Annotated in this window: 17 protein-coding genes; 10 read left to right on the forward strand and 7 right to left on the reverse strand. The window is 65.2% G+C overall.

The genetic code is table 11. The annotated features are described in order from the left end of the window. Positions 1 to 2: 2 nt before the first annotated feature. Positions 3 to 1,208 carry a leishmanolysin-related zinc metalloendopeptidase gene (locus AAFN88_RS17625; protein WP_347521861.1) on the reverse strand — a complete coding sequence of 402 codons (1,206 nt, stop codon included), beginning with the start codon at positions 1,206 to 1,208 and terminating at the stop codon, positions 3 to 5. Positions 1,209 to 1,728: 520 nt separating this feature from the next. Between AAFN88_RS17625 and AAFN88_RS17630 the strand changes: the two genes are divergently transcribed. Next, on the forward strand, positions 1,729 to 2,967 hold the full coding sequence (locus tag AAFN88_RS17630; protein ID WP_347521862.1) for a PQQ-dependent sugar dehydrogenase: 1,239 nt from the start codon (positions 1,729 to 1,731) through the stop codon (positions 2,965 to 2,967). 76 nt (positions 2,968 to 3,043) lie between these two features. Then, positions 3,044 to 3,382, forward strand: coding sequence for a cytochrome c (locus AAFN88_RS17635; protein ID WP_347521863.1), 339 nt, complete (start codon positions 3,044 to 3,046; stop codon positions 3,380 to 3,382). Positions 3,383 to 3,520: 138 nt separating this feature from the next. Here AAFN88_RS17635 and AAFN88_RS17640 read toward each other — a convergent pair whose 3' ends face one another. Then, the gene (locus AAFN88_RS17640; RefSeq protein ID WP_347521864.1) at positions 3,521 to 4,045 is read right to left on the reverse strand and encodes a YHS domain-containing (seleno)protein; all 525 of its coding nucleotides are present in this window, start codon (positions 4,043 to 4,045) and stop codon (positions 3,521 to 3,523) included. 86 nt (positions 4,046 to 4,131) lie between these two features. Here AAFN88_RS17640 and AAFN88_RS17645 point away from each other — a divergent pair, with 86 nt between their 5' ends. From AAFN88_RS17645 to AAFN88_RS17655, 3 genes are all read left to right on the forward strand, one after another. Then, positions 4,132 to 5,028, forward strand: coding sequence for an AraC family transcriptional regulator (locus AAFN88_RS17645; protein ID WP_347521865.1), 897 nt, complete (start codon positions 4,132 to 4,134; stop codon positions 5,026 to 5,028). Positions 5,029 to 5,125: 97 nt separating this feature from the next. Continuing rightward, positions 5,126 to 6,082 carry a peptidoglycan-binding protein gene (locus tag AAFN88_RS17650; protein ID WP_347521866.1) on the forward strand — a complete coding sequence of 319 codons (957 nt, stop codon included), beginning with the start codon at positions 5,126 to 5,128 and terminating at the stop codon, positions 6,080 to 6,082. Positions 6,083 to 6,439: 357 nt separating this feature from the next. Next, positions 6,440 to 8,356 (forward strand): ATP-binding protein, encoded by a 1,917-nt coding sequence (locus tag AAFN88_RS17655; RefSeq protein WP_347521867.1) that lies wholly within the window; start codon positions 6,440 to 6,442, stop codon positions 8,354 to 8,356. Positions 8,357 to 8,383: 27 nt separating this feature from the next. On the opposite strand, the gene AAFN88_RS17660 is transcribed toward AAFN88_RS17655, so the two are convergent. Further along, positions 8,384 to 9,769, reverse strand: a complete 1,386-nt coding sequence (locus AAFN88_RS17660; protein ID WP_347521868.1) for an SLC13 family permease — start codon at positions 9,767 to 9,769, stop codon at positions 8,384 to 8,386. Positions 9,770 to 10,210: 441 nt separating this feature from the next. Between AAFN88_RS17660 and AAFN88_RS17665 the strand changes: the two genes are divergently transcribed. The 5 genes from AAFN88_RS17665 to AAFN88_RS17685 all read left to right on the forward strand — a co-directional run bounded on the left by AAFN88_RS17665 (position 10,211) and on the right by AAFN88_RS17685 (position 14,368). Further along, positions 10,211 to 10,702, forward strand: coding sequence for a VOC family protein (locus AAFN88_RS17665; protein ID WP_347521870.1), 492 nt, complete (start codon positions 10,211 to 10,213; stop codon positions 10,700 to 10,702). A 186-nt stretch (positions 10,703 to 10,888) separates the two neighbouring features. Next, a complete protein-coding gene (locus AAFN88_RS17670; protein WP_347521872.1) occupies positions 10,889 to 11,335 on the forward strand; it encodes a hypothetical protein in 447 nt (148 codons plus the stop codon). A 134-nt stretch (positions 11,336 to 11,469) separates the two neighbouring features. Next, complete coding sequence (locus tag AAFN88_RS17675; protein WP_347521873.1) at positions 11,470 to 12,174, forward strand: hypothetical protein; 705 nt, start codon at positions 11,470 to 11,472, stop codon at positions 12,172 to 12,174. A gap of 306 nt (positions 12,175 to 12,480) precedes the next feature. Further along, on the forward strand, positions 12,481 to 12,918 hold the full coding sequence (locus AAFN88_RS17680; RefSeq protein ID WP_347521874.1) for a hypothetical protein: 438 nt from the start codon (positions 12,481 to 12,483) through the stop codon (positions 12,916 to 12,918). A gap of 34 nt (positions 12,919 to 12,952) precedes the next feature. After that, positions 12,953 to 14,368, forward strand: coding sequence for a DUF692 family multinuclear iron-containing protein (locus tag AAFN88_RS17685; protein ID WP_347521875.1), 1,416 nt, complete (start codon positions 12,953 to 12,955; stop codon positions 14,366 to 14,368). A gap of 20 nt (positions 14,369 to 14,388) precedes the next feature. Here the strand turns inward: AAFN88_RS17685 and AAFN88_RS17690 are convergent, their stop codons facing one another. The 4 genes from AAFN88_RS17690 to xsc form a co-directional block, all read right to left on the reverse strand. After that, a complete protein-coding gene (locus tag AAFN88_RS17690) occupies positions 14,389 to 16,398 on the reverse strand; it encodes a histidine kinase dimerization/phospho-acceptor domain-containing protein (protein WP_347521876.1) in 2,010 nt (669 codons plus the stop codon). Between the two features lie 140 nt (positions 16,399 to 16,538). Further along, positions 16,539 to 18,641, reverse strand: a complete 2,103-nt coding sequence (locus AAFN88_RS17695) for a methyl-accepting chemotaxis protein (RefSeq protein ID WP_347521877.1) — start codon at positions 18,639 to 18,641, stop codon at positions 16,539 to 16,541. A 285-nt stretch (positions 18,642 to 18,926) separates the two neighbouring features. After that, positions 18,927 to 20,618, reverse strand: coding sequence for a PAS domain-containing protein (locus AAFN88_RS17700; protein ID WP_347521878.1), 1,692 nt, complete (start codon positions 20,616 to 20,618; stop codon positions 18,927 to 18,929). 439 nt (positions 20,619 to 21,057) lie between these two features. Continuing rightward, positions 21,058 to 22,833: a sulfoacetaldehyde acetyltransferase gene (gene xsc / locus AAFN88_RS17705; RefSeq protein ID WP_347521879.1), complete on the reverse strand. Its 1,776-nt coding sequence runs from the start codon at positions 22,831 to 22,833 to the stop codon at positions 21,058 to 21,060. Positions 22,834 to 22,885 lie beyond the last annotated feature (52 nt).

A 22,885-nucleotide genomic window follows, 5' to 3' on the forward strand; every position in this document is an offset into this window, starting at 1 on the left:
CTTCAGACCGTGAAGGCGGTGAAGTCGCCCCAGTCGACGGTTTCGTAACCCAGGTCCGACAGCGAGGCGACGGTCACGCTCGACATCTCGTTGGAACCGTCGATGTAGCCGGTCATGATCTCGTTGTCGAAGGTCTCCTCGTCCCAATGCGATTCCACCGTGCCGGGCCCGCCGTCCTGCTCCAAGGGCACGGCAACCGGATCGGACGATGACAGGAGATCGGCGTAGGCAAGCGACGCCTGCGCCCCCGAGAAGGTCGGGCTGTCGCTTCCCGAACCGTCGACCAGCCCGAGAAAGTCCCAGATGGTTCCGAAGCCGATGGTGTGCAGCATTTCGTGCACTACGATGTCGTCCCACAGCCCGGCGTCGTAGTAACTCTGCGCATCGGCGCTGTCGAATTCCATGACGCCGACCGCCGGAAGGTAGCCACTGGTCCGCACCGCCGTCGGCCCCGCCTGACCGAGGATGAAGCCCTCGCCGTCGATGTAGGTCAGCGTGGCGGAGATCAATATGTCGTCGATGATGTCGCCGCGATAGAAGACGTCCGGAATATCGCCGAGGATCGTGTCGCTGATCCAATCAGCCGCCCAAATGAAGGCGCCCTGCAAGTCGGCGGTCCAGGTGCCGTCGAACTCGATCAGGATATTGTAGCCGCCCGGATCGCCGCTGAGATATTGGGAAACGACATCCGGGTCGGGGACGACCGGATCTTCGCCGCCCTTGCCGCCGCCCTTGCCGCCACCGTTGCCACCGCCACCGCCGCCGCCGCCCGGGTTGTCCGGCTTGGCGAGGGACGTGAAATCGAGAAAGGTCAGTTGCCCCGCCGCCGCGCTCTCTCCCGGCGCGGGCTCGCTTCGCGCAAGCAAGGAGAGGAAACCATCGTCGCGAGCCTCTTCCGGCAGTGCGAAAGGCGCCAGTGTTTCGATAGCCCCCAGGGCTTCGCTGCCGCTCAGCAACTCGATCACCGCACCCGGCTCGCTCAGTGGCGGCGGCGCTGCGTGGCTATGCGCCTCGGCCGCGGCATTGGCCGCCACCTCGGGCGCGTCATCCCAGACCCCGATCATCGGAAACGGAGGCTCCGCGATCAGCACCACCGCGTCGTCGAGGGTGAGTTCCGAAGGAAGCTCGCCATCGGGTTCGATCACCACGGCCGTGTCTGCATCGAGGATTCGCTGCAACTGCCCCTCGGCAAGCACGGCAGAGAACAAATGATCTTGCAGAACCACGGACGCAAGGGTGGAAGCGCCCTCTCCGGAAAACTCCGTGCCATCCGCAGCAACGGCGCCTTCCAAAGTTCCGATTGTCGTTTCGTTATCGGGAGTCGGGGTCGGTCGGATCGCCATGGTCGCGCCCTCGGCTGAGCGTTGGAGGGGAGCGGCGCTCCCCCGGTTTCCATTGACCCCAACTGAATAATATCAGCAATTCGTCTTACATTGTAGTTAATGAGTCGCGTCATCAGAAGAGGACGCCAGCAAGACAATAAGAAATCAGAAATAAAGCAACCGCCGGGCGCAACAAGACCATCGGCTCGCCGCATCCTAAGCGCAAAACCCGCGGGCCGCGCCTCGCGGCGCCCGGTCGCCGCACACCGCTATGCCTGCAGCCCAGTGGTATGACGAACGATCCACTCATGCTTTTTGTTGAACACTTTCCCTCTACCTGAGGCTGCGCAAAGCCGCTACGCTCAAGCGATAACGACAAGACAACGGGAGGATAGTTCAGATGCGTATGGTCCTACCTGCTGTATCGCTCGCCGCCCTGGTACTGACGACGCCGGCCCTGGCGCAAAGCAACCTGGAAAAACTCGGCCAGTTCAAGACCACGGGCGTCACCGAGTTCGAAGTCATCGAACAGAGCGGCCCCTATGCCCAGGGCATCCGCGAAACCCTGAAGCGGATCAAGCTGCCCAGCGGCTTCAAGATCGAACTCTACGCCGTGGTGCCCGACGCCCGTCACATGGCGGTCGGCCCGCAAGGTATCGTGACCTTCGTCGGCACCCGCAAGACCCAGGCCTGGGCGGTCACCGACCGCAACAAGGACCGCGTCGCGGACGAGGTGAAGAGCTTCGCGCCCTCGATCGGATTCAAGATTCCGAACGGCCCCTGCTTCTCCGAAGACGGTTTCCTCTACATCGCGGAGCAGAACCGGGTCCTGGTCTACCCGGCGGCGGAATTCTTCTATGAGAGTCCCGACGTCGCGGCTTTCGAAGTGGTGCCGCAAGGCAAGTTGGTCCCGACGGATGAGGAAAGCTACAACCACACCGCACGCGTCTGCGCCATCGGTCCGGACGACAAGCTCTATATCGCGCTGGGTCAGCCCTTCAACGTGCCGCCCCCCGAGAAGCTGGACCTCTACACCCGAACCGGTATCGGCGGGATCATCCGCATGAACCGCGACGGATCCGACCGCGAAGTCTACACCTACGGCGTCCGCAACTCGGTCGGCCTCGACTTCAACCCCGCCAACGGCGAGTTGTGGTTCACCGACAATCAGGTCGACGGCATGGGTGACGACATCCCGCCGGGCGAATTGAACCGCCAGACCGCCAAGGGCCAGCACTTCGGCTTCCCCTGGTACGGCGGCGGCGATACCCGCACCAACGAGTATGCCGATTCCGAGCCGCCGGCCGACACGGTCTTCCCGGCGGTCAATATGGTGGCCCACGCCGCCGACCTGGGCATGCATTTCTACCGGGGCAGCCAGTTCCCGGCGAAATACAGGAACGGCATCTTCTCGGCCCAGCACGGCTCGTGGAACCGCACCACGCCGGTCGGCGCGCGGGTGATGTTCACCGCGGTCAACGAGGACGGCACGGCCGGCGAGACGGAGGTCTTCGCCGATGGCTGGATCGATGAAAACGGCGAGTATCTGGGACGGCCGGTCGACGTCGTCGAACTGCGTGACGGGTCGATCCTGGTCTCCGACGATCTGGCCGGCGCCGTCTATCGTATCTCCTACGGAGAGTAAGCCGGAAACTTGCTTTCGCGGCGGCCGGTCCGGTCCCGGCCGCCGTTCCGGCCTTTACGGGAAGAGTTCCGAACGTATGACTGCGAAGAACACACCCCTGTTGCTGCTCGTAACCGCGGCCCTGGCCGCTGCCCTCTGCGCGCCGGCCCTGGCCGCCGATCCCGCCGCCGGCCGCAAGAAAGCACGGCAGTGCCAGACCTGCCACGGCATCGACGGCGTCGCCCGGATCCCCATCGCCCCGCATATCGCCGGCGAGAGCCAGATTTATCTGGAGAACCAGCTCAAGGCCTTCCGCTCCGGCAAGCGGGAACACGAGATCATGTCGGTGGTGGCCAAGGGCCTGAGCGACGAGGACATCTCCGATCTCGCGGCGTGGTACGCCTCGATCAAATTCACCGTAACCCTGCCGAAGTAAGGACCCAAGCGGCCCGAACCGGAGGCCGGAAAGGAAAACGGCATGCGATGCCGGAGGAACATCGCATGCCGTGGAGCGGCCGAAATCCCGGGGGCGTAGGCCGGCCGCAAGTTACCCTGGAACCAGACGCTTGGGGTGCTACTGGGCGCCCAGGGTGACACCCGCCGGCGGGGAAGCCTCCAGGCGGGAATCGGCGACGTGACGGATCAGCGGCCAGTTGTTCTCGGCGCCCCTCAGGAAGCCGGGAACGTTCTCCTTCCACTTGGCCTGAACGTCCTTGTTGAGGTTCAGGTAGAGCTTGTCGTCGACGACGGCCCAGGCCTGGGGATCGCCGTCGAACTTGCGGCCCATGGCCGTGCCGAAGGCGCAGAAACCGCCGTACTGCGGGGCGTACTTGCCGGGATTGGCGGCGAAGAGGTCACGGTGCTCGGCGCTGGCGAAGCGGTAGGTCGCCCCGTCGTGCTCGGCCGAGTAGCGGCTGTCGCCGGCGACCGGCTTGCCCTCGGTGAAGTAGGCGACCACGTCATAGCCATGGACGGCGTAGCCATCGACGATGTTGATTTCCTCCGCCGCGGACACGACCTGTGTCATGCTCGGCACGGTCGCCCCGGCCATGACCAGCGTCAGCAGGGCGCCACGGAGGGCTTTGTTGATGTTCGGCATAACTGTTCACTCCGAATTGGTTTTTCAGCACTCACTTTCGGGGCCATCGCCCCTTGACCAGAAGCTAGTCATACGGATTTGATCTTTTGTCCGAAGAAACACGCCAATCGTCCGAAGTCCCCACGCCCGAAGCCACCGCGCCCGAAATCACCGCGTCCGGAGCCAGCGAGGCCTTCCCCTGGCTGACCCGGCGCAGTCTCAGCGCCAGCGTCTTCTTTTCCGGTCCGCTGTGCGGCGCCGCCGACTATCCCGACGACGGCCCTCAGGGCCATCTCCACCTGGTCCAGCGCGGGCCGGTAACCCTGCATGCCGCCGGCAGCGCGCCGCAGCGCATCGAGAGTCCGAGCCTCATCCTCTTTGCCCGCCCCTGCCGCCACCGCCTGGAGACCGAAGAACAGGCCGGAGCCGATCTGGTCTGCGCCCGCCTGACCTTCGAGGGCCCGGAGGCCGACCTGCTGCTGCTCGGCTTTCCCGAGCGCCTGGTCATCGCGCTGGACGACCTGGAAGGTTTGGAGCCGGTGCTGAACCGGCTCTTCGACGAGGCCTTCAACCGGACCTTCGGCCAGGAGGCGGCAGTGGATCTACTGATCGAACTGCTTATGGTCATGCTGCTGCGCCACTGCGTCACCCGCGGCCTGACGCAGAGCGGCCTGCTGGCCGGGCTGGCGGACCCCAAGCTGGCGCGCGCACTGGCCGCCATGCATCAGGCGCCGGAAGACGACCTGCCCCTGGAGCGCCTGGCCGCGATCGCCGGCATGTCGCGCTCCACCTTCGCCGCCGCCTTCAAGGCGCGGGTCGGGCTCTCGCCGGGTGACTATCTGACCACCCTGCGGATGACCGTGGCCCGCCAGGAACTGCTCGCCGGCCGCCCACTGAAAGCCGTGGCGGCGGAGGCCGGCTACAGGAGCCCCACTGCCCTGGCACGCGCCTTCCAGCGCCAGTTCGGCTGCGGCCCGCGCGAATGGCTGGCGCAGCAGCGCTGAGACCGGCCGGGACCCGAAAATACGGCTGTTTTCCGCGGTTCCCCGGCTCCCTCGTAAGAGTTTCGATTCCTCATCCCGTGGCGGTAAAATACCGCCCATGTCCTGGTCCTGGCGATATCACCTGACCGCCGCCCTGGGGACGGCGGCCTTTCTGGCCGCCGGCGCCGCCGCGGCACTGGAGCCGCCGGCGCTGGAGGAGTTGGAGACCCTGCTGCGCGACCTCGGCTTCGACCCGGGCGAGGTGGACGGCGTGGTCGACGAAGACACCGTCGCCGCGATCCGCCGCTACCAGGAGTTCGCCCTTCTGCCCGGCGATCCGGAACCCAGCGAAAAACTGCTGAACGAACTGCGCGGCGTCACCGCCGCCTTTGCCGCCCTGAACGCGGGCAAGGAGAAGCCGCCGGCCACCGCCCCGGCGCCCGAGGTCCCCGACCTGGGGGCAGGCGCGCCGAGGAACGGCGGGGCGCAGAACCTGCCCACCCCGGTGGCCGAGAAAGTCATCGTGCCGCCGCCCCCGCCGCCACCCAAGCTGAAGCCCCTCGAAGCAGCCCGGACCGAGGCGAGCGGGGCGGCAACGGAAGAGCAGGAGCAACTGGCCGAATTGCCCCCGGAGGAGATCCGGCAAGCGACGCCGCCGCAGGAGAGCTTGGCGCCGGAAGCCGCCTTGGCGGCACCGGCGGCGGAAGCACCGGCAGCCGAAGCCGCGGCGGAGGAAGCTCTCGATCCCGCCGCCGCGCTGGCCGCCCGCGTCGAGGCCGAGTTGGCGCCCTATCGCGCGGACCTGGCGGCCGGCCGGGTGACCCCTCAAGCCCTCGCCCAGCGCTTCAACGATTTCGGCCGCCAGGCGTTGCAGGCGTCCCAGTACGACGAAGCGATCTTGAAGTTTTCGGTAGCCATCCATCTCTTTCCCGAATTCGCCGGCGCCTATTCCAACCGCGGCACCGCCTACCAGCGCCGCGAGCAGCCCGAGCTCGCGGCAAAAGACTTCGAGAGCGCCGGCCGCCTAGGGTTTGGCGGCGTCCGTCTCAAGAACCAGAAAATGCCTATGAACTAGGTCCCCGCGGGACCAAGGACGCGCACTGGCCGGAAACCACGAAGCGGCACCTTTGGCCCCGCGCGGAGCGCCCTCCATTCACCGGTCTGTCCCACAGCGACGACCGGCCTTCCGGCGGTACGGCGGAGGCAGTGTCAGCGAAAGCGTGGCGAAAAATCGCTGCGGTTGATTTTTCCTGGCTACACGATCAACCATATTGGGATCGCCTTCTCCGGCCCTGGCGGCGGCGCATCAATCACTTTCCCGCGAGAGCGCCAATTCGAGCGAAATTTCAGGCTCGCAGGCCCTCGCATTAACCAAGGCTGAAGCATCTGCCACTAAAAGGGGAAAAAGTCGAACCGATCACAGGCACACGGAATGATCTTCGGCCTTTCCTCTCTGCCTCAAGCCCGGGAACTGCTGAACTGCCGCTTGTGCCGGCGGATCGCCCTGCTCGTCTGCCTGGCCATCCTGGCGGTGGAGCTGGCCTTCCTGCCGCCCACCTATGTGAAGCGCAGGGATGAGCTGCGCAGCCATCAGGAAATGGAAGTGCTTCTAACCTCCAGAGCCTCGCTCGGCTGGTATGAAGAGCATTCACCGGCGGAGATCCTGAAGCTCACCTGGCCTACCTTCGAGTTCATCTCGGTCATAGGCCTCGCCCTCTACGACGAGGAAGGCGCCCTTCTGGGCAGCCGCGGAAGGATGCCGGATCTGCGGCCCGTTGGAGGTGCGCGCGCCGCCGCGCCGGCCCAGGGCGAAGGCCCGGTCTTACGGCGGTTCCCCGACGAAGGCGCGGCCTATGAAGTCCTTTGGACGCCGCAGGCCAGTGGCCTGCCCTTCACCGTGGTGGCGCGCCTCGGCACATCGAGGATCGACGCCGAGCTCGACGGCTACATGTTCCGCGTCGGGGTGCTGATCCTGATCCTGTCCCTGGCCGTCTCCGTCGCCACTGTCGCGGTTCTCGGCCGCAGCGTGCTCACGCCCCTTCTGGCAATTCACAAGAACCTGAGGGCGGCGCACGGCGACCCGATCAATGCCGAGCGATACCGGCTCGACATCAAGGCCGACAACGAGATCGGCGAAACCGTGACCGCGCTGAACGCACTGCTGACCCGCTTGTCCGCCATCCGCCGCAGCCATATCTACGAACGGGAAAAGCGCTTTCAGGACTTCGCCGCCTCCAGTTCCGACTGGTTCTGGGAAATGGACGAGCACTTGCGGTTCAGCTTCTTCTCCGGTCGCTATACCGGCGTCACCGGCGTGCCCGAAACGGTGCTGCTGGGCAAGACCCGCGAGGAAACCGGCATTCCCGGCGTCGATCCGCAATCCTGGCGGCAGCATCTCGACGACCTGAAGAACCGCCGCCCCTTCCGCAACTTCGTGCATCCGCGCCAGCGGCCGAACGGCGATACCGTATGGCTGTCGATCAACGGTACGCCCTGGCACGACGCCGACGGCAACTTCCGCGGCTACCGCGGCACCGGGCGCGACATCACCGAGCAGATTGCGACCCAGGAAGCCCTGCGCACGGCCAAGGAAGAAGCCGAGGCCGCCAACCGCACCAAGTCGGAGTTCCTGGCCAATATCAGCCACGAACTGCGCACACCGCTGAACGCCATCATCGGCTTCTCCGAGATCATGCTGGCCGGCGAACTGCCATCCGGCACTACCCCGCGCCACCGCGGCTATCTGGAGGATATCCACAACTCCGGCCTTCACCTGCTGTCGCTGATCAACGACATCCTGGATCTATCCAAGATCGAGGCGGGGGCCGACGAGCTGGACGAGGAACCGGTCGACGCCGACGGGCTGACGCGCGCGGTGCTGCGCGTGGTGGGCCAGCGCGCGGAAACCTCCGGCGTCGCCATCGAGTGGCGCGGCGCCGCTCACCTGCCGCTGCTCTTCGCCGACGAACGCAAGCTGAAGCAGGCGCTGCTGAACCTCATGACCAACGCCATCAAGTTCACCCCGTCAGGCGGCCGGGTGTGGCTGAGCATCCGCTGCAGTCCCGGAGAGGGGTTCGTCTTCGAGGTCGCCGACAACGGCATCGGCATGGCACCGGAGGACATCCCCACCGCCCTGCGCCAGTTCGGCCAGATCGACGGCGCCTTGAACCGTAGGTACGAAGGCACCGGACTGGGCCTGCCGCTGACCAGCGCGCTGGTCGAACTGCACGGCGGGCGGCTGGAGGTCGAAAGCCGACTCGGCGAGGGCACCAAGGTCTCCATCCACCTTCCGACCAGCCGCATCCTCGAAGGCGACGGCCGGCGCCGGAAAGGCGCGTCCGGCCGATGAATCCCGCCGCGGTTTGAGAGAGGCGGGCTAGGGAAACACGCCGATGAAGCGGCCCCAGAGGTAGTGCAGCGGCGAAACGACCGCCAGCCCCAGCACCGCGAAACACAGCATGACCTTCATAGCCTTGCGCAAGGGCACGCCGAGAAAGGTCAGCCCCACCAGCACCGGCGGCGCCTGATAGGGAAAGGCGAAGATCACGAAGGCGGGAACCTGCGCCAGAATAACCGCGTCCAGCGGCCAGCCCAGGCTCTCAGCCATGGACCCGGCCAGCGGCGTGAAGACCGCCGGAATGGCCGGCAAAGTGGTCACCGTCGCCAGCGCCATGGCGCTCAGTTGCAGGACCGCGTACTTGGCGGCGTCGGGCAGGCCGGCGAAGGGAACAGCCGCGGCGGCCTGACTCCACAGGAGATCGCCCAGCCCACTGTGACTGACCACGCCACCGAGCCCGATCGTGCCGGCGGCAAAGAACCAGGGCCCGAAGTTCAGCTTGCCGATGGCCTGGGGAGGCAACAGGCCGACGCCGGGCAGCAGGCTGGCGACGGCCGCCGCGAGGCCGATCCAGGCCGAGGAGATGCCGTGCAGGCTGTCGGTGGTCCAGAACGCCAAGGTGACGGCCAGCAGGAAAGCGATCTTCACCTGGTCACGGGTCCAGGGCTCCGGCACGGCAGGCGGCAGGGCGATCCGCCGCTCGCCCGGAAAGAGGCGCAGCACCAGCAGCGGGATCAGAATGAAGGCGCCGAGGCCCAGCACCGGAAAATTCACCAGCAGGTACTCGCCGTAGGTCAGCGTGCGCCCGTAGATCGCTTCGGCCGCGCCCATCAGCACCAGGTTGGGCACGTTTGAGGTGAGGATGGTGAAGGCCGGGATCACCGCGCCGAGCACCGCAGCGATGAAGAGACCGTGGCGGCGCGGATCGTCTTCGGCGAGCCCCAGGCGGTCGGTCAGGGCGCGCACCAGCGGCGCAAAGATCAGAACCCGGCCCATGGCCGAAGGGATGAAGAAGGCGAGCAGCAGGCCGGTCGCGGAAATCAACCAGACCAGCGCCGGGTAGGACTTGAGACGCCCCAGCAGGCGATCGAACAGCGCATGGCCCATGTCGTGGCGGCCGATGACCTCGCTCAATACCATGCCGGCGAAGACCAGCCACACCGCCTTGGACTCGAAGCCGGCCAGCGCCACGTGGTCCGGGGCCAGCCCGGTCAACAACAGGGCGGCGAAGAAGATCAGCGCGGTCAGCTCCGCCGGAATTGCGAGGGTCGCCCAGAGGAAGGCCGTCAGCACCGCCAGCGCGCCAAGCGATACCAGCGACGATGCCCCCGCCATCAGGGTGCCGACGAAAACGGCGGCAAGGCCCAACGCAACGATCCTGCTGACTGTCTTCTCCACCGCCGCCCCCGGCCTCTGACCTTTCACGCCAATAACCTCACGCCGCGCGGCACGGGCCCGCCTCCTTCCGGAGGAGACTGTCGTGGACGAAAACTGTCGCGGGATGGCACCACTGACACGCGGCCGGCAGCATAGCCAATCCGCCACAGCGCGCCTAGCCGTGTGAATCCGATCTATTTCCAAGACACAGAGCAGATTCACAGGGACGGAGGATCGCCTTCGGCGATTCCAGCCAGCCCTGATCTGTTCTCGCGGCGAGACGGGCCCGGCAGCGCCTGGATTGCGGCCGCCCGCCGGGCTATGATGGCGCAAAATCCACGTGGCCAAAGCCACCTCAAATCTCCGTGGCCAACGCCACCTCAAATCTCCGTGGCCAACGCCACCTCAAATCTCCGTGGCCAACGCCACCTCAAATCTCCGTGGCCAACGCCACCTCGGAGGCTCAGCTTAAAGATTGAGGGGACGGACATGATCAAGGGACTTCACCACAACGCATACCGTTGTCGGGACTCCGAAGAGACCCGCGCCTTCTACGAGGATTTCCTCGGGCTGCCGCTGGCCAAGACGCTGGAGATCGGCACCACCAAGACCGGACGCGAGACTCAGGCGCTGCACACCTTCTACGGCCTGGACGACGGTTCCTACCTGGCTTTCTTCGAGGTGCCGGGCCAAGCCTTCGAATTCAAGCCGCAGCACGACTACGACCTGCACATCGCGCTGGAGGTGGCGCCCGAGGCGCTGGACGAGATGCTGGCGCGCGGCAAGGCCGCCGGCATCGAGACCCGCGGGCCGGCGGACCACACCTTCATCGACTCCATCTATTTTCGCGACCCCAACGGCTACGTCATCGAACTGACCGCCAAACGCCCCGAGCACGCGGCCATGATGGACCCGACAACCAACGGCGCCCGCGAGAAGCTCGACGCCTGGCAGAAGGCGAAGGCCAAAGCGGCCGAATAGGCCGCGGCGGCGAGGTTAGGCCCTTTCAATACACCAATAGTGCGATTATCATCCTCATAATTGACACTAATGATTGAGGATGTCGTCATGCTGCCTTTCGCACGCCGCAGACAGCCGCTTTCTGTGGTTCCGAGCCTGCTGTCCGCCGCTGCCTTACTCGGACTTTCGGCCTGCGCATCCTCGGATGTGGCCAGTATCAAGGCCGCCAGCAAAGACCAGATTCACGATATCCGGGTCTCGGAGGTCACCGTCTCCGTCGAAACCCCTAAGCCTCATCCCGATCTGCAGGCAGCGCTGAAGAAAGAGCTGGAAGCGGCCATGCCGGTCTGCGCCAAAGGCAATGCCGACCACAGCCTCAACGTGGTCATCACTGATTTCGAGGACCAGGATGTCGGCAAAGCGATTTTCCTGGGCGACGAGATCGAACTGAAGGGGCGCGCCGAGTTCAACTCCGTGGCCAGCGGCGAGCAGACAGGCGCCTACTTCTTGGAAAACAGCTTTGCCTGGGGCGGCTTCCTCGGAGCGGCCATGATGTCCGATGCCGAAATCTCCCTCAGCAAGGGTTTCGCCGAGAACCTCTGCAAGGAAGTCTTCGACGTCGACCTGGCACAGATCCGGAAGAACCAGAACTGAGTGGACCACCAATCCCCCCGCCGTCTTCTGTGCTGGGAGGGATTTGCGCTGTATGTGCGTTTGGCCACGATCCACCCCGGCCTCTCACGCTAGACTGGCGCTTCTCCCGAAACTCAGGCATGGAGGATGGAGCCATGGCGGACGACGGCGGCAAGAGTTACGTTCTGGGACGCCTCATCCTCGACTACATCAAGGCCTTCATGTGGCCGCTGGTGGCGGTCATCGTGGTACTGATCTATCAGGACGACGTGCGCCAAATCCTGTCCGAACGCCAAGTCGACATCTTCGGCCTGCGCATCGGCGAGAAAGTCGAGCAGATCGAATCCCAGGCCATGGCGGAAATCGAGGACATCCGCTTGCTGCTGGAAGCCCAGCAAGCCGCCCAGCAGGCCGGCGCCGAGGCGGCGCCGCAGCTCAACGAGGACATCAACGCCAAGTTGAGGAGCCTGGAGACCAACCTGTCGCGTGAGATTTCCCGGGTCCAGGTGGAACAGCAAAGTCTGCGCAGCGCGCCGCCCGCGGAGCGCCAGGCGACGGTCGAGGCGGACAGCAGCCGTGCCGGTAAGGCCGCCGCCGCCGAGCGGCGCGGCTTCGAGGCTCTGATCGACCGCGACGTCGAGGCCGCCATTGCCGCCTTCGACGAGGCGCGCCGCATCTGGCCGGAGTACCACAACGTAGCGGAGATCGGCCGCGCGCTGCGCCGCCTGGAAGACGCCCTCGCGACCGCGGAAAGCGACGTCTGGCCGCGCCTCTACCGCGAGATCCTCACCCGCTATTCCTGGGGCATTCCCGACGACCTGCGCAAGGAAATCCGCGCCGGTGCGGCGGCCGCCTATTGAGACCGCACGGATGCGGGGCGCTCGTCGATGGAGTCCCCCTTCCGCACCGCCGGCGCAGGCCACGGCGCCGTCCCCACCGGGGCCAAGCCGCAGAATTGTCATTTGCGGCCGTTCCCAATTCAATGTTCACTCACCGGCAGGGGACCTAGCGAACGCAGCTTTGCAAACCATAGGGGGTAGCTGCTCTATACCGTTGTGCCGCGACCGCTATGCCATAGAGGCAGGCGGACCTCCTGACTCGCAACGGCTGGCGTGTTAGTCTTTGACGCTGTACGTGCTGCGCAACTCGGGTTTGGAGGATGTGGTATGGCTGAAGTCAAACATCGTACAACCAATAGCGTCCGCGTATCCATTCCGATGTCCGTTGCATCGGACATCGGGCAGTTCAAGAAATCGCTGGGCAGTATCCTCGAAAGGCTCGGTTGCCCGGCCTGTTGTTCGGCGCATGACATCTATTTCGAGATGCAGCGCGACTTCCGCTTCGACGGAGATCTGGACATCGCTCAAGCGGCCTTCGCACCCAAGCGCTTGGCTGCGGCCTCTGCCCCGGTCGTGTCGGCCAGCCTTTCGCCGAAGCTGTCCGGCAACATCAAGGAAGTCTTCAAAGCGCTCGACCGCATCGTCGATCTCAGCGCGCATCCGGCCTGCACCTCGGGGGACGACCTCTTCTTGAGGATCGAGTCCAACTTTCTGATCAACGCGGCCGGACAACTCGACGAGCAGGCTCTCGTCATTGGCCGGTGAAGCCGGGTTCCGGCCCCCGCGATTGGGGGCCGGAATGGTATACACCCCCGCGCTTCGCTCGTTTTTGCAGGGGCATATCGACCGGTTGGGCGTGCTCGAGATCGAGCCGCAGACGATGTGGCTGGCGGATGACGCGATCGAAGGACCGTTTCGCGAAAACCCCAGCTTCATCGAGGCGATCTCAGCTCTGCCGGTCGCCAAGCTGATCCACAGCGTCGGCATGCCGCTCGGCGGCACGCGGCGGCCGCACCCGGACCAGATCGCCCTCACCCGCGCCACCGCGGAGCGGCTGGACAGTCCCTGGGTGAGCGAGCACCTCAGTGTTGCCGGCACACCGCACCGCTCCGCGGGGTTCCTGCTGCCGCCGCTGCAAACCGCGGAAGGCGTCGAGACGGCGGCGGCCAACATCAGGGCCTTCGCGGCAGGTATCGGTCGTCCCGTCGCGATCGAGACCGGCGTTTCCTATATCGGCCGGAAGCCGTTCGAGATGCCGGATGGCGAATTCGTTGCCGCGGTAGCGGAGGCCGCCGACTGCGGCATCCTGCTGGACCTGCACAACGTCTACTGCAACGAGCGAAACGGCCGCACGACCCTCGATACCTTCATCGCCGCGCTCCCTCTAGAACGGGTCTGGGAAGTTCATCTGGCCGGGGGAGATGAGGCGGACGGGGTCTGGCTCGACGCCCATTGCGGGCGGATGCCGCCGGATCTCGCCGCCCGCGCCCGCGACATCGTCCGGGCTCTGCCCAACCTGGGCGCCATCAACTACGAGATCTACGAGACCTTTCTCGAGAACATGGCGGAGAGCACTCTGGAAGCGATGCTCGACGAACTGGAAGCCCTTTGGAGCGAGGCCGGGCGCGCGAGCCCGACGGCGCCATGCAGCCGCGCCGCTCAGCGCTGCGGGCCGCCCGAGACGGAAGCGCGCCCTTCCCCCCGTGCATGGGAGGACGGCATGACCCGGGCCGTCTGGCAGGCGGCGACCGGCCACCACCCCTTCCCCGACGACAGCGGGGCGATGCGGCTCTACGCACGCTTGGCGCGCAGCTTCCGCGGCTCGATGATGCTGCGGGTGCTTGGCCGCTCCTTGAGGTATCTGATCCTCCGCGAAGCCGATCGCGGCGATAGCATACTGGAGCGCTACTTCAAGGCGGTGCCGCCGCAGCTCTACGCACACCTCGAGGCAAAGGCATTTCGCGGCTGGTCAGTCCAGGCCGGCATCTCCGACCCGCTGCTCGAAGCGCTTATGGACTACGACATCGTGATGGTCGACATGCTGGCGGATCCTCGCCCCCGCGAGGTCACCTTCCCCGGCGACCCCCGCCCGGTCTTCGAAGCGCTTGCGAGGTCCCAACTGCCCGACATGCCCGAGCCGCCCCTATGGGAAATTGAGATCCTGCCCGATCCGGGACAGTCATCCGCCTTCAGGGGGATCGAGGCAGGGAGCTGAGGCAGCCGTGGTGCTGCCCGTCAGTCGTGCAGGCTGCGCCATGGGGGAAAGTCCAAGAGGGCCGTCGTTCCGACGTCGGGCGTGCTTCTCAAAGAGAGTTCGGCGCCATGGAGTGCCGCCAACTTCTGCACCAGCGGCAGGCCCAGCCCAGTGCCGTCATCGGCCTGATTGCCTTCCTTGTGCACCTGGCCGAAGAGCTCCATCGCGGTCTCCAGTTCCTTATCGGTCATGCCGATTCCAGTGTCGGACACCGCGAACCTTATGCCGCCGTCGTCCCGCCTGCTGGCGGCCAACCGAACCTCCCCCCCGGGCGGGGTAAACTTCACCGCGTTGTTCGATAGATTGGTCAGCATCTGGACGACCATCCGGCGGTCGCCGCGGAAGGCCAGCCCCATTGCGGGAATATCGCCGCGCAAGGTAACGCCGCGCCGTTGAGCCAGGCCGGCGACGAAGGATAGAGCCTGGCCGCCAACCACCTCCGCGAGGACCGGGTCGTCGGCGATCTCCCAGTCTTCCGATTCCGCTTTGGAGATATCGAGAACGTCCTCGATAAGGTCGAGCAGGTGTTTTCCCGACCTGCGGATATCCGCGATGTAGCCCCTCTGCCTGTCGCCGAGCGGTCCGATATAGCCGCGCTCCAGCGCTTCGGCGAAGCCGATCACAGCATTGAGCGGCGTCCGGAGCTCATGGCTGACATTGGCGAGGAACCGCGACTTGGCGTGATTGGCACTCTCCGCCTCCTCCTTGGCCTTACGCAGCTCCACCTCGATGCGGCGGCGCGTATGCACCTCTTCCTCAAGATGGCGCCGCTCGATCATGGTTTCCCTGAAGGCCAGGATGGCCTGGGTCATAATGCCGATCTCGTCCCGGTGCGCCGACGCCGGAATCTCGATGTCTCCGTCTCCGGCGGCAAGGCGGTCGAAGGCCAGGGTCACTCTCTCAATCGGGCGGACGACGCGATAGGTAACGAACATCAGACCAGCCGCGCCGAGAAGGGTCGCGGCGATCAGCATTAGGAACTCCATCTGCGCGCCGACAAGCGATTGAGCTGAGAGTCGGCTGGCCTGTTTCTGGCTGACCAGGGAAGCGACGCGCTGGAGTTCGACCGCCTCGGCGATAACCGCCGTCGTGGCGTCGAACCACGGCCTCGCAGCGGCCGGGCGAACGCTTCTATCGACAAGCAGTGACTGGAGTTCCCTTCTCTGCCGTGCCAGTTCGTCGCGATAGGCTTTCTGCACCCGCCGCAAGGCATCCACGAACTCCGGATCGAGGCCCTGTGCCTCACCGATCCTGTCGACAACGAGCAGCACGCTCTCGATCCTGCCGCGGTAGTGCCCGATTTGCTCGAGTTCCTCGGCAGTAGCGGGCCGTCCCGCGGCGATGATGCCGCTGATCAATCCGCGCTCTCGCCCGGCAAATTCGCTCAGGTCCCAAGCGGCCGCGCGGGCTCGCATGGCGCGGACCAGATCGCTGTCTCGGTCGACCTTGTCGCGCAAGGCGAAGCTCAACTGACGCGCAGCCATGATAAGCTCCGTCATCGACGCGAACCAAACCTCGGCCTTCGCCGCCGCCTTGTCGGGGGAACGGTCGATATGCCCTGCGGCCTCGCGGCGCAACTCCTCGACCGCGGCATAGGCCGACAGCATTCGGTCGACAAACCCGGCGGCATCGCTTCGCAGCAGGTCCGAACCTGCGTGCTCGCGAAAATGAGCGATGACCTGGCTTCCCTCGCGCCGCCGTATGCCGATCTGTCTTTCCTCTTCTGAAGTCGGCGCCCGACCGGATTGCAGCGCCGTAAAGACGAGCCCGCGCTCGAAGGCCCAGTTCACCGACGCCTTCATCAGAAGATCGGTACAGTCCGTGATGGTCGCCGCCGTGCTCGCGTCCTTGAACCGGCCCAAGGCGTCGCTGAAGCGCTGAACGGTGGCGATAACCAGCAAGGAGGCAAGCAGACCGATGCCCGCGAAGAGCGCCAGGCGGATGGTGATGCACCTCTTGCTTCCATCGAGCGGTGGCAATGCGATCGTCATCGGCGGACCCCGTCTGAAGAGGGAACAGGCGGCTCATCAAACCCCCGGGAGAGAGCGGGAGATGGAACAGCCCGCCGATAATGTCCCCAGCGGTTGCCCCATCTTTCCTCTCCGGCCCTAGGCCGATGGCCTACCTCCCGTTAGGCCGAACGCACCTCCGTCAGGAAATCGTCGACCTTGCCGCGCAGCGCATCGGCTTGGCTCGACAGGTTCCGCACCGCCGACAGCATCTGCTCCGAGGCCGCACCAGTCTGCTGAGCCCCCTGGCTGACGCCGGAGATGTTCTGCGTGACCTCCTGCGTACCATTGGCCGCTTCCTGGACGTTGCGCGAAATCTCGCTGGTGGCGGCGATCTGCTCCTCAACCGCGGAGGCGATGGATGCCGCGACCTCGTCGATCCTGCGGATCGTCGAGCCGATAATGTCGATGGCGCCGACGGCCTCCTTGGTTTCCGACTGGACCCGGGCGATATGCTCGCCGATCTCGCCCGTCGCCTTGGCGGTCTGATTGGCCAAGGACTTGACTTCCTGGGCGACCACGGCGAAACCCTTCCCGGCCTCACCCGCACGCGCCGCCTCGATCGTGGCATTGAGCGCGAGCAGGTTGGTCTGCTCGGCGATATCCTGGATCAGATCGATTACCGTGCCGATCTTCTCCGCAGCCTCGGCGAGCCCCTGAACCTGCTGGTTGGCGCGCGCCACTTCGTCGACGGCAGAGCGCGCCATCTTGGTGGACTCCGAAACCTGGGAACCGATCTCCTGGCTGGAACTGCTCAGTTCTTCGGTCGCCGAGGAAACGGTCTGGACGTTGGCCGCCGACTGCTGCGCCGCAGACGCGACGGCACCCGACTGCTGACTGGTTTCTTCGGCCACCGCGCTCATGGACTGGGCGGTGCTCTCCAGTTCCGTGCTGGCGGAGGTCACCGCCTCCACCACCGCACCAACATCCGCACTGAACTTGTCGGCCAGTTCGTTCATGGTGCGGCGCTTGTCTTCCTCGGCACGCTTTTCGGCTTCCTGCTGCTCCTCGCGCAGGCGCTCCGTCTCCAAGGCGTTGTCCTTAAAGACCTGCACCGATTGCGCCATCTCGCCGATCTCGTCCTTGCGCGAGGTCCCGGGGATCTCCGCCCTCAGGTCGCCGCCGGCAAGCTGAGTCATAGCCGACGTCATCGCCTGGATCGGCTTTGCCACGCGCCAGACCGCCACCCAGATGGCCGAAGCTCCGATAGCCAGGCAGGCGAGCAGCAGAGCGATGTCGAACAGGAAGGATTGTTGACCGTCACTGGCGGAACGGGCGGCGAAATCCGCAGCGACATCGCTGGCGGTCTTGCCGAGGGCGCTCAACTGGTCGATCGCCGCCGTCGCTTCGGCGATCCAGGCGGCGCCGTCCACGGGGTAGTCGCTGCCGGCGAGCCCGGCTTGATAGACCCCCTGCCGCACGGCCTCGTAGGATTGAAAGAACTTACGGTCGACCTGCGCGGCATCCCCCTTGATGAGGGGCGAAGCATGCTCCGAAGCCAGGTAAGTCTGAACCTGGCTCCAGGCCTGCTCGAGGCGTCCGCGGAAGTTGGCCAGACGCTCCAAGGATTCCAGCGTGATCGTCGAGTTGGAGTCGATGATACCGCCGATCACAGCACGCTCACGCCCGGCGTACTCGCTCATGACCCACAACGCCTGTTTCAGGTCGCGCAGCATCTGGATCTGTGAGGCGATTGTCTGCGGACGGAACTGACTGACCTGGCGCAGGTGCTGCGAGGACATGATCAGGCTCGTGATCGTCGGCACCCAGTTCCCGCTCACTGCTTCGTCGCGCGCCGTCCTCGGCTGGCGCAAGGCCTCATCCACATCCTTGCGGAAGCGGACGACCTGCTGGTAGGCGCTGTTCACCTGACCGATCAAGTCAGCCTTGCCCGGAAAGTCCGGTTCGGCCTGCAGTTCTTCCAGGGCAGCGGTAAAGGCCTGTTCGGCCGCCCGGCGGCGCTGGTCGATGGCGGTGCGGCGCTCGGAGGTGAGCGGCTGCGGCGAAGCCAGGGCGGCGTTGGTGATACCGCGCTCGACGGCCCAATTGCTGGCGCTTTCCAGGAACAGATCCGCGGTGCGGTTGTTCGACTCGACCAGTTGAGACTCGCTCATCTGACGCCAGGCGTCCAAAGCGCTGCCACTCGTCAGAGCGACCACGATGCATACCAGCAACGCACTGACGGCAATCAGGCTGCCGCGAATTGTGAAACGAAACTTGGGCATAACTCACTCTCCATCCCGAAAACCAGAGTGCTGCGGCGTTTCACCGGAACACGTCCATAGGTCGTGGCAATGGAGACGATTAAGCCTTAACAAAAGTTGTAGAAATCTCGAATACTGCATTGTTTGCAATGCCTTAGGTGTTTTCACCTAGTGAGAAAATAGCCGTTCCGATCACGACTGTAGTCAAAGGCGCGCGGAAAGCCTCTGCCGCGCAACACGGCCCCGCTCGCCCGCGGTCATTCCACCAGGCGAAAGGGCCTTGCGCCCTGCCGGGATGCGGCGGAACTAAAGCTGCGTGTGCTCGACGATCGACATGGCCAGAACCTCGGCCAGCAACTTCGTCGTCGTTCCGACCTCCAGCTTCTTCAACAGGTTGGCGCGATGAATGTCCACGGTGCGGTGACTCAAGCCCAGACGAGAGGCGATCTCCTTCACCGAAAAGCCGTCGATGGTCAGTTGCAGAACGTCGTACTCGCGCGGCGACAGCCGGCGCAGATGCTTGCCGAAGCGGCGAGTCGCCGGGGCGCTGAGATCGGTTACCAGCGAAACGGCGACCTGGGCGCCGCCGAGATCTCTCACCGGAGTGACGAGATGCTCACTGGCGAAGCGGGAACCGTCCTTGCGCTGCAGCCAGAAGCGGTGACGAAACACCTTATCGTGCGTAACGAAGGGGCGGGCCCGCTTGCCGAACTCCTCATAGCTCCGCTGGTCGACGTGCAAAATTCGCGTCGAGCGTCCGAGAAGCTCCCCCACTTCATATCCGAAGAGCTGGCAAGCGGTGGGATTGGCCCAAAGGATGGTCCGATGTTGCAGGGTAACGACAAAGGCGGGCCGATCCACCGAGTTGAGGAGCGTGCACAGGAGATCGAAGCTGCAGGGAGGAATACCGCCGCCGGCCCCGGCAGCGGCCCTTCCGCCCACCTCTGGAGCGGCGTGCGAAAGTCCACCGGCCTTGGCCCGCCCTGGGTCGCCGTCTTGGATGATCTTGCGCAGCCATGACGAAACGGTGCCGATCAGCTCCGCGAGGTCATCGTCGCGGCTGCACGGCTTTGCCATCATGAAGACCAGAACCGCTATGGTTCTTCCTGCATGTGTAATCGGCTGGGCGAAGGTCGCCCTCAGCCCGGCCTCTTCGGCCGCAGCGGCGCGCGCGTATTCAGTGAGCGGCATCACGGAAGCATCGCTGAACCAACACGCCGACTGCGTGCTCGCCACTCTTTCGATGAGCGGCGGAGTGCCGGCCTCGGCCGCCGCGAAGGTGCGCGACCTGAAGCCTTGGTAGGCTTGGCGGTTCCCGAACCAGAACGGATGTGGCCGCCAGGCGCGGGAAGGTCCGCCGGGTATCCAGATTTCGGCGTAGTCCCAACCCGAAAACTGACAGATCTCGGCGATAGCCGCCTGAAGCGCCAGTTCCTGGGGGCCGGCCCGCAAGATGGCCTGGATCGCTTGAAGCAGGTTGCCGCCGAACCAACGCGGGTGCTGCTTGCCGGGACAGCCGCAGGCGAAGCGGTCTGCCTTCGACATATGGGTACAACGTCGGCACGCAGCCTCGTCAGGCCCGCAGCCCGCAGCGCCTCTCTCGCCAAGGAGCCGTTCAGGCGATCGACCGGCCGTCGCTTCGCCCCTCGAATAGCTGCCTCTTTCAGGTCGGCTGAGGCGTATGCCCAGCCACGAGCGGTCCTGCCCGTCGAGCCGAAAGAACTCGCTCTGCCAAGAAGTCGCCCCCCCTTTGCCGTCCTCAATTCTGAAGAGAGGAACGGGCAACTCCGGCGACCGCAGGAACTGTTCGATGAAGTCGCGATCCCGCTCTTCGGTATCGATGAAATCCGACAGCTTCATCTGTTGGGCCGCCTGACGGGAGATTCCTGTCAGTTCCACGCCCTCATCGTTGATGGCTTCCAGACGTCCCGATGTGGAAAAGGCAAACACCGGGCCAGGCAGGCGCGCAACGACCTCCTCGATGAAGCCTGCGGTCATCTGACAACCTTCATGGCGACGGATGGCGGAACGGCTGTGACATGATACCGCAATCGGCACGGTATCCCGGTTCATGTGCCAACTTGCATTTCAGCCGCATCGGGAGAACCTGCAAGAGACCTGAATCGATGACGCTACCGCAGGAACAGCCGCCAAGCGGAGCCTGGCGGATCGTTTGGCACTGAACCTCGGCGAAGCGCCGGGGTCCGAACGCAACTCCGCATCAAGTTGTCACAAATCGATCACGGAAATCCACAGCGAATTCACCAGCATGCAATGCGCCGGGGTTTTCCTCTCAATGCGAGCATGCCGTTCGGCGGGGACTGCGCACTGCGGCAGCCGCCGTCAATTCTCTAGACGCCATCATCCCGTCGAGGCGGCAAAACAAAAGGCCCCGGCGCAGCTGCGCCGGGGCCTCGGCCTCGGATATGGAAGGGCTTCAGGCCGGGTTCTGCGGACGCATGTCCTTGGGGTCGATGCCGGCCACGGCGACAGGCTTCTTCATGGCGTCGCGGCGGAAGGGTTCGCCCAGTTCCTGGTTCAAGATCACCTCGATGAAGGTGGTAACGCCGTCGTCCTGGGCCTTGCAGGCCGTCGCCAGGGCTTCGGTCAGCTCCGCCTGGGTCTTCACGGTGACGCCCTTCAGGCCGCAGCCCTCGGCAACGCGCGCGTAGCTGAGGTGCGGATCCAGCTCGGTGCCGACGAAGTTGTCGTCGTACCAAAGCGTCGTGTTGCGCTTCTCCGCGCCCCACTGATAGTTGCGGAACACCACCATGGTGATGGCCGGCCATTCCTCGCGGCCGACGGAAGACATCTCGTTCATGGAGATGCCGAAGGCGCCGTCGCCGGCGAAGCCCACCACCGGCACGTCGGGGCAGCCGATCTTGGCGCCGATGATCGAGGGAAAGCCGTAGCCGCAGGGGCCGAAGAGGCCCGGAGCCAGGTACTTGCGGCCTTCCTCGAAGGTCGGATAGGCGTTGCCGATGGCGCAGTTGTTGCCGATGTCGGAGGAGATGATGGCGTTCTTCGGCAGGCCCGCCTGGATCGCCCGCCAGGCCTGGCGCGGCGACATGCGGTCGGCGTCGCGGCTGCGCGCGCGCTCGTTCCAGGTGGTGCCGGGATCGTCGTCCTCGTGGTCCATGGAGGACAGCGCCTGCAGCCAGGCCGACTTGGTCTGATGGATGAGGGCCTTGCGCTCCTCGCGGCCGGCGTTGCCGGCCTCGGGGGAAAGCTGCTCCAGGATCTGCTCGGCGACCAGCCTGGCGTCGCCCTGAATGCCGACGGAGACCTTCTTGGTCAGGCCGATGCGGTCGGCGTTGATGTCGACCTGGATGATGGCGGCATCCTTGGGCCAGTAGTCGATGCCGTAGCCGGGCAGCGTCGAGAAGGGATTGAGCCGCGTGCCGAGGGCCAGCACCACGTCGGCCTTGGCGATCAATTCCATAGCCGCCTTGGAGCCGTTGTACCCCAGCGGGCCGGCGAAGAGCGGGTGCGAGCCCGGGAAGGCGTCGTTGTGCTGATAGCCGCAGCAGACCGGCGCGTCGAGCCGTTCGGCCAGCGCCTGGGAAGCCGGGATGGCGCCGCCGATGACCACGCCGGCGCCGTTCAGGATGACCGGGAATTTGGCCCCGGAAAGCAGCTTGGCGGCCTCGGCGATGGCGCGCTTGCCGCCGGCCGGGCGCTCGATGCGCACGATCTGCGGCAGCTCGATGTCGATGACCTGGGTCCAGTAGTCGCGCGGCACGTTGATCTGCGCCGGCGCCGAACCGCGCCAGGCCTTCTCGATCACCCGGTTCAGCACCTCGGCGATGCGCGAGGCGTCGCGCACCTCTTCCTGATAGCAGACCATCTCGCGGAACATCGGCATCTGGTCGACTTCCTGGAAGCCGCCCTGGCCGATGGTCTTGTTGGCGGCCTGCGGGGTGACCAGCAGCATCGGCGTGTGGTTCCAGTAGGCGGTCTTGACGGCGGTGACGAAGCCGGTGACGCCGGGCCCGTTCTGGGCGATGGCCATGGCCATCTTGCCGGTCGAGCGGGTGTAGCCGTCGCAGATCAGGCCGCCATTGGTCTCGTGGGCCACGTCCCAGAAGGTGATCCCGGCCTTGGGGAAGAGGTCGGAGATCGGCATGAAGGCGGAGCCGATGATCCCGAAGCCATGTTCGATGCCGTGCATCTGCAGGACCTTCACAAAGGCTTCCTCGGTCGTCATTTTCATTGGTTGAGATTCCTCATTCCTTGGGATTGGGGCGCGCGGGGCCCCGCCAAGC

It is taken from the genome of Pelagibius sp. CAU 1746 (assembly GCF_039839785.1).
In the GTDB taxonomy this organism is placed as follows: domain Bacteria; phylum Pseudomonadota; class Alphaproteobacteria; order Kiloniellales; family Kiloniellaceae; genus Pelagibius.

Coding starts and splice junctions, on each gene's coding strand:
- AAFN88_RS17695 (WP_347521877.1), bottom strand. CDS start 18,641: ATGCCCAAGTTTCGTTTCACAATTCGCGGCAGCCTGATTGCCGTCAGT.
- AAFN88_RS17650 (WP_347521866.1), top strand. CDS start 5,126: ATGTCCTGGTCCTGGCGATATCACCTGACCGCCGCCCTGGGGACGGCG.
- AAFN88_RS17640 (WP_347521864.1), bottom strand. CDS start 4,045: ATGCCGAACATCAACAAAGCCCTCCGTGGCGCCCTGCTGACGCTGGTC.
- AAFN88_RS17680 (WP_347521874.1), top strand. CDS start 12,481: ATGGCTGAAGTCAAACATCGTACAACCAATAGCGTCCGCGTATCCATT.
- AAFN88_RS17665 (WP_347521870.1), top strand. CDS start 10,211: ATGATCAAGGGACTTCACCACAACGCATACCGTTGTCGGGACTCCGAA.
- AAFN88_RS17630 (WP_347521862.1), top strand. CDS start 1,729: ATGGTCCTACCTGCTGTATCGCTCGCCGCCCTGGTACTGACGACGCCG.
- AAFN88_RS17635 (WP_347521863.1), top strand. CDS start 3,044: ATGACTGCGAAGAACACACCCCTGTTGCTGCTCGTAACCGCGGCCCTG.
- AAFN88_RS17675 (WP_347521873.1), top strand. CDS start 11,470: ATGGCGGACGACGGCGGCAAGAGTTACGTTCTGGGACGCCTCATCCTC.
- AAFN88_RS17700 (WP_347521878.1), bottom strand. CDS start 20,618: ATGACCGCAGGCTTCATCGAGGAGGTCGTTGCGCGCCTGCCTGGCCCG.
- AAFN88_RS17690 (WP_347521876.1), bottom strand. CDS start 16,398: ATGACGATCGCATTGCCACCGCTCGATGGAAGCAAGAGGTGCATCACC.
- AAFN88_RS17685 (WP_347521875.1), top strand. CDS start 12,953: ATGGTATACACCCCCGCGCTTCGCTCGTTTTTGCAGGGGCATATCGAC.
- AAFN88_RS17655 (WP_347521867.1), top strand. CDS start 6,440: ATGATCTTCGGCCTTTCCTCTCTGCCTCAAGCCCGGGAACTGCTGAAC.
- xsc (WP_347521879.1), bottom strand. CDS start 22,833: ATGAAAATGACGACCGAGGAAGCCTTTGTGAAGGTCCTGCAGATGCAC.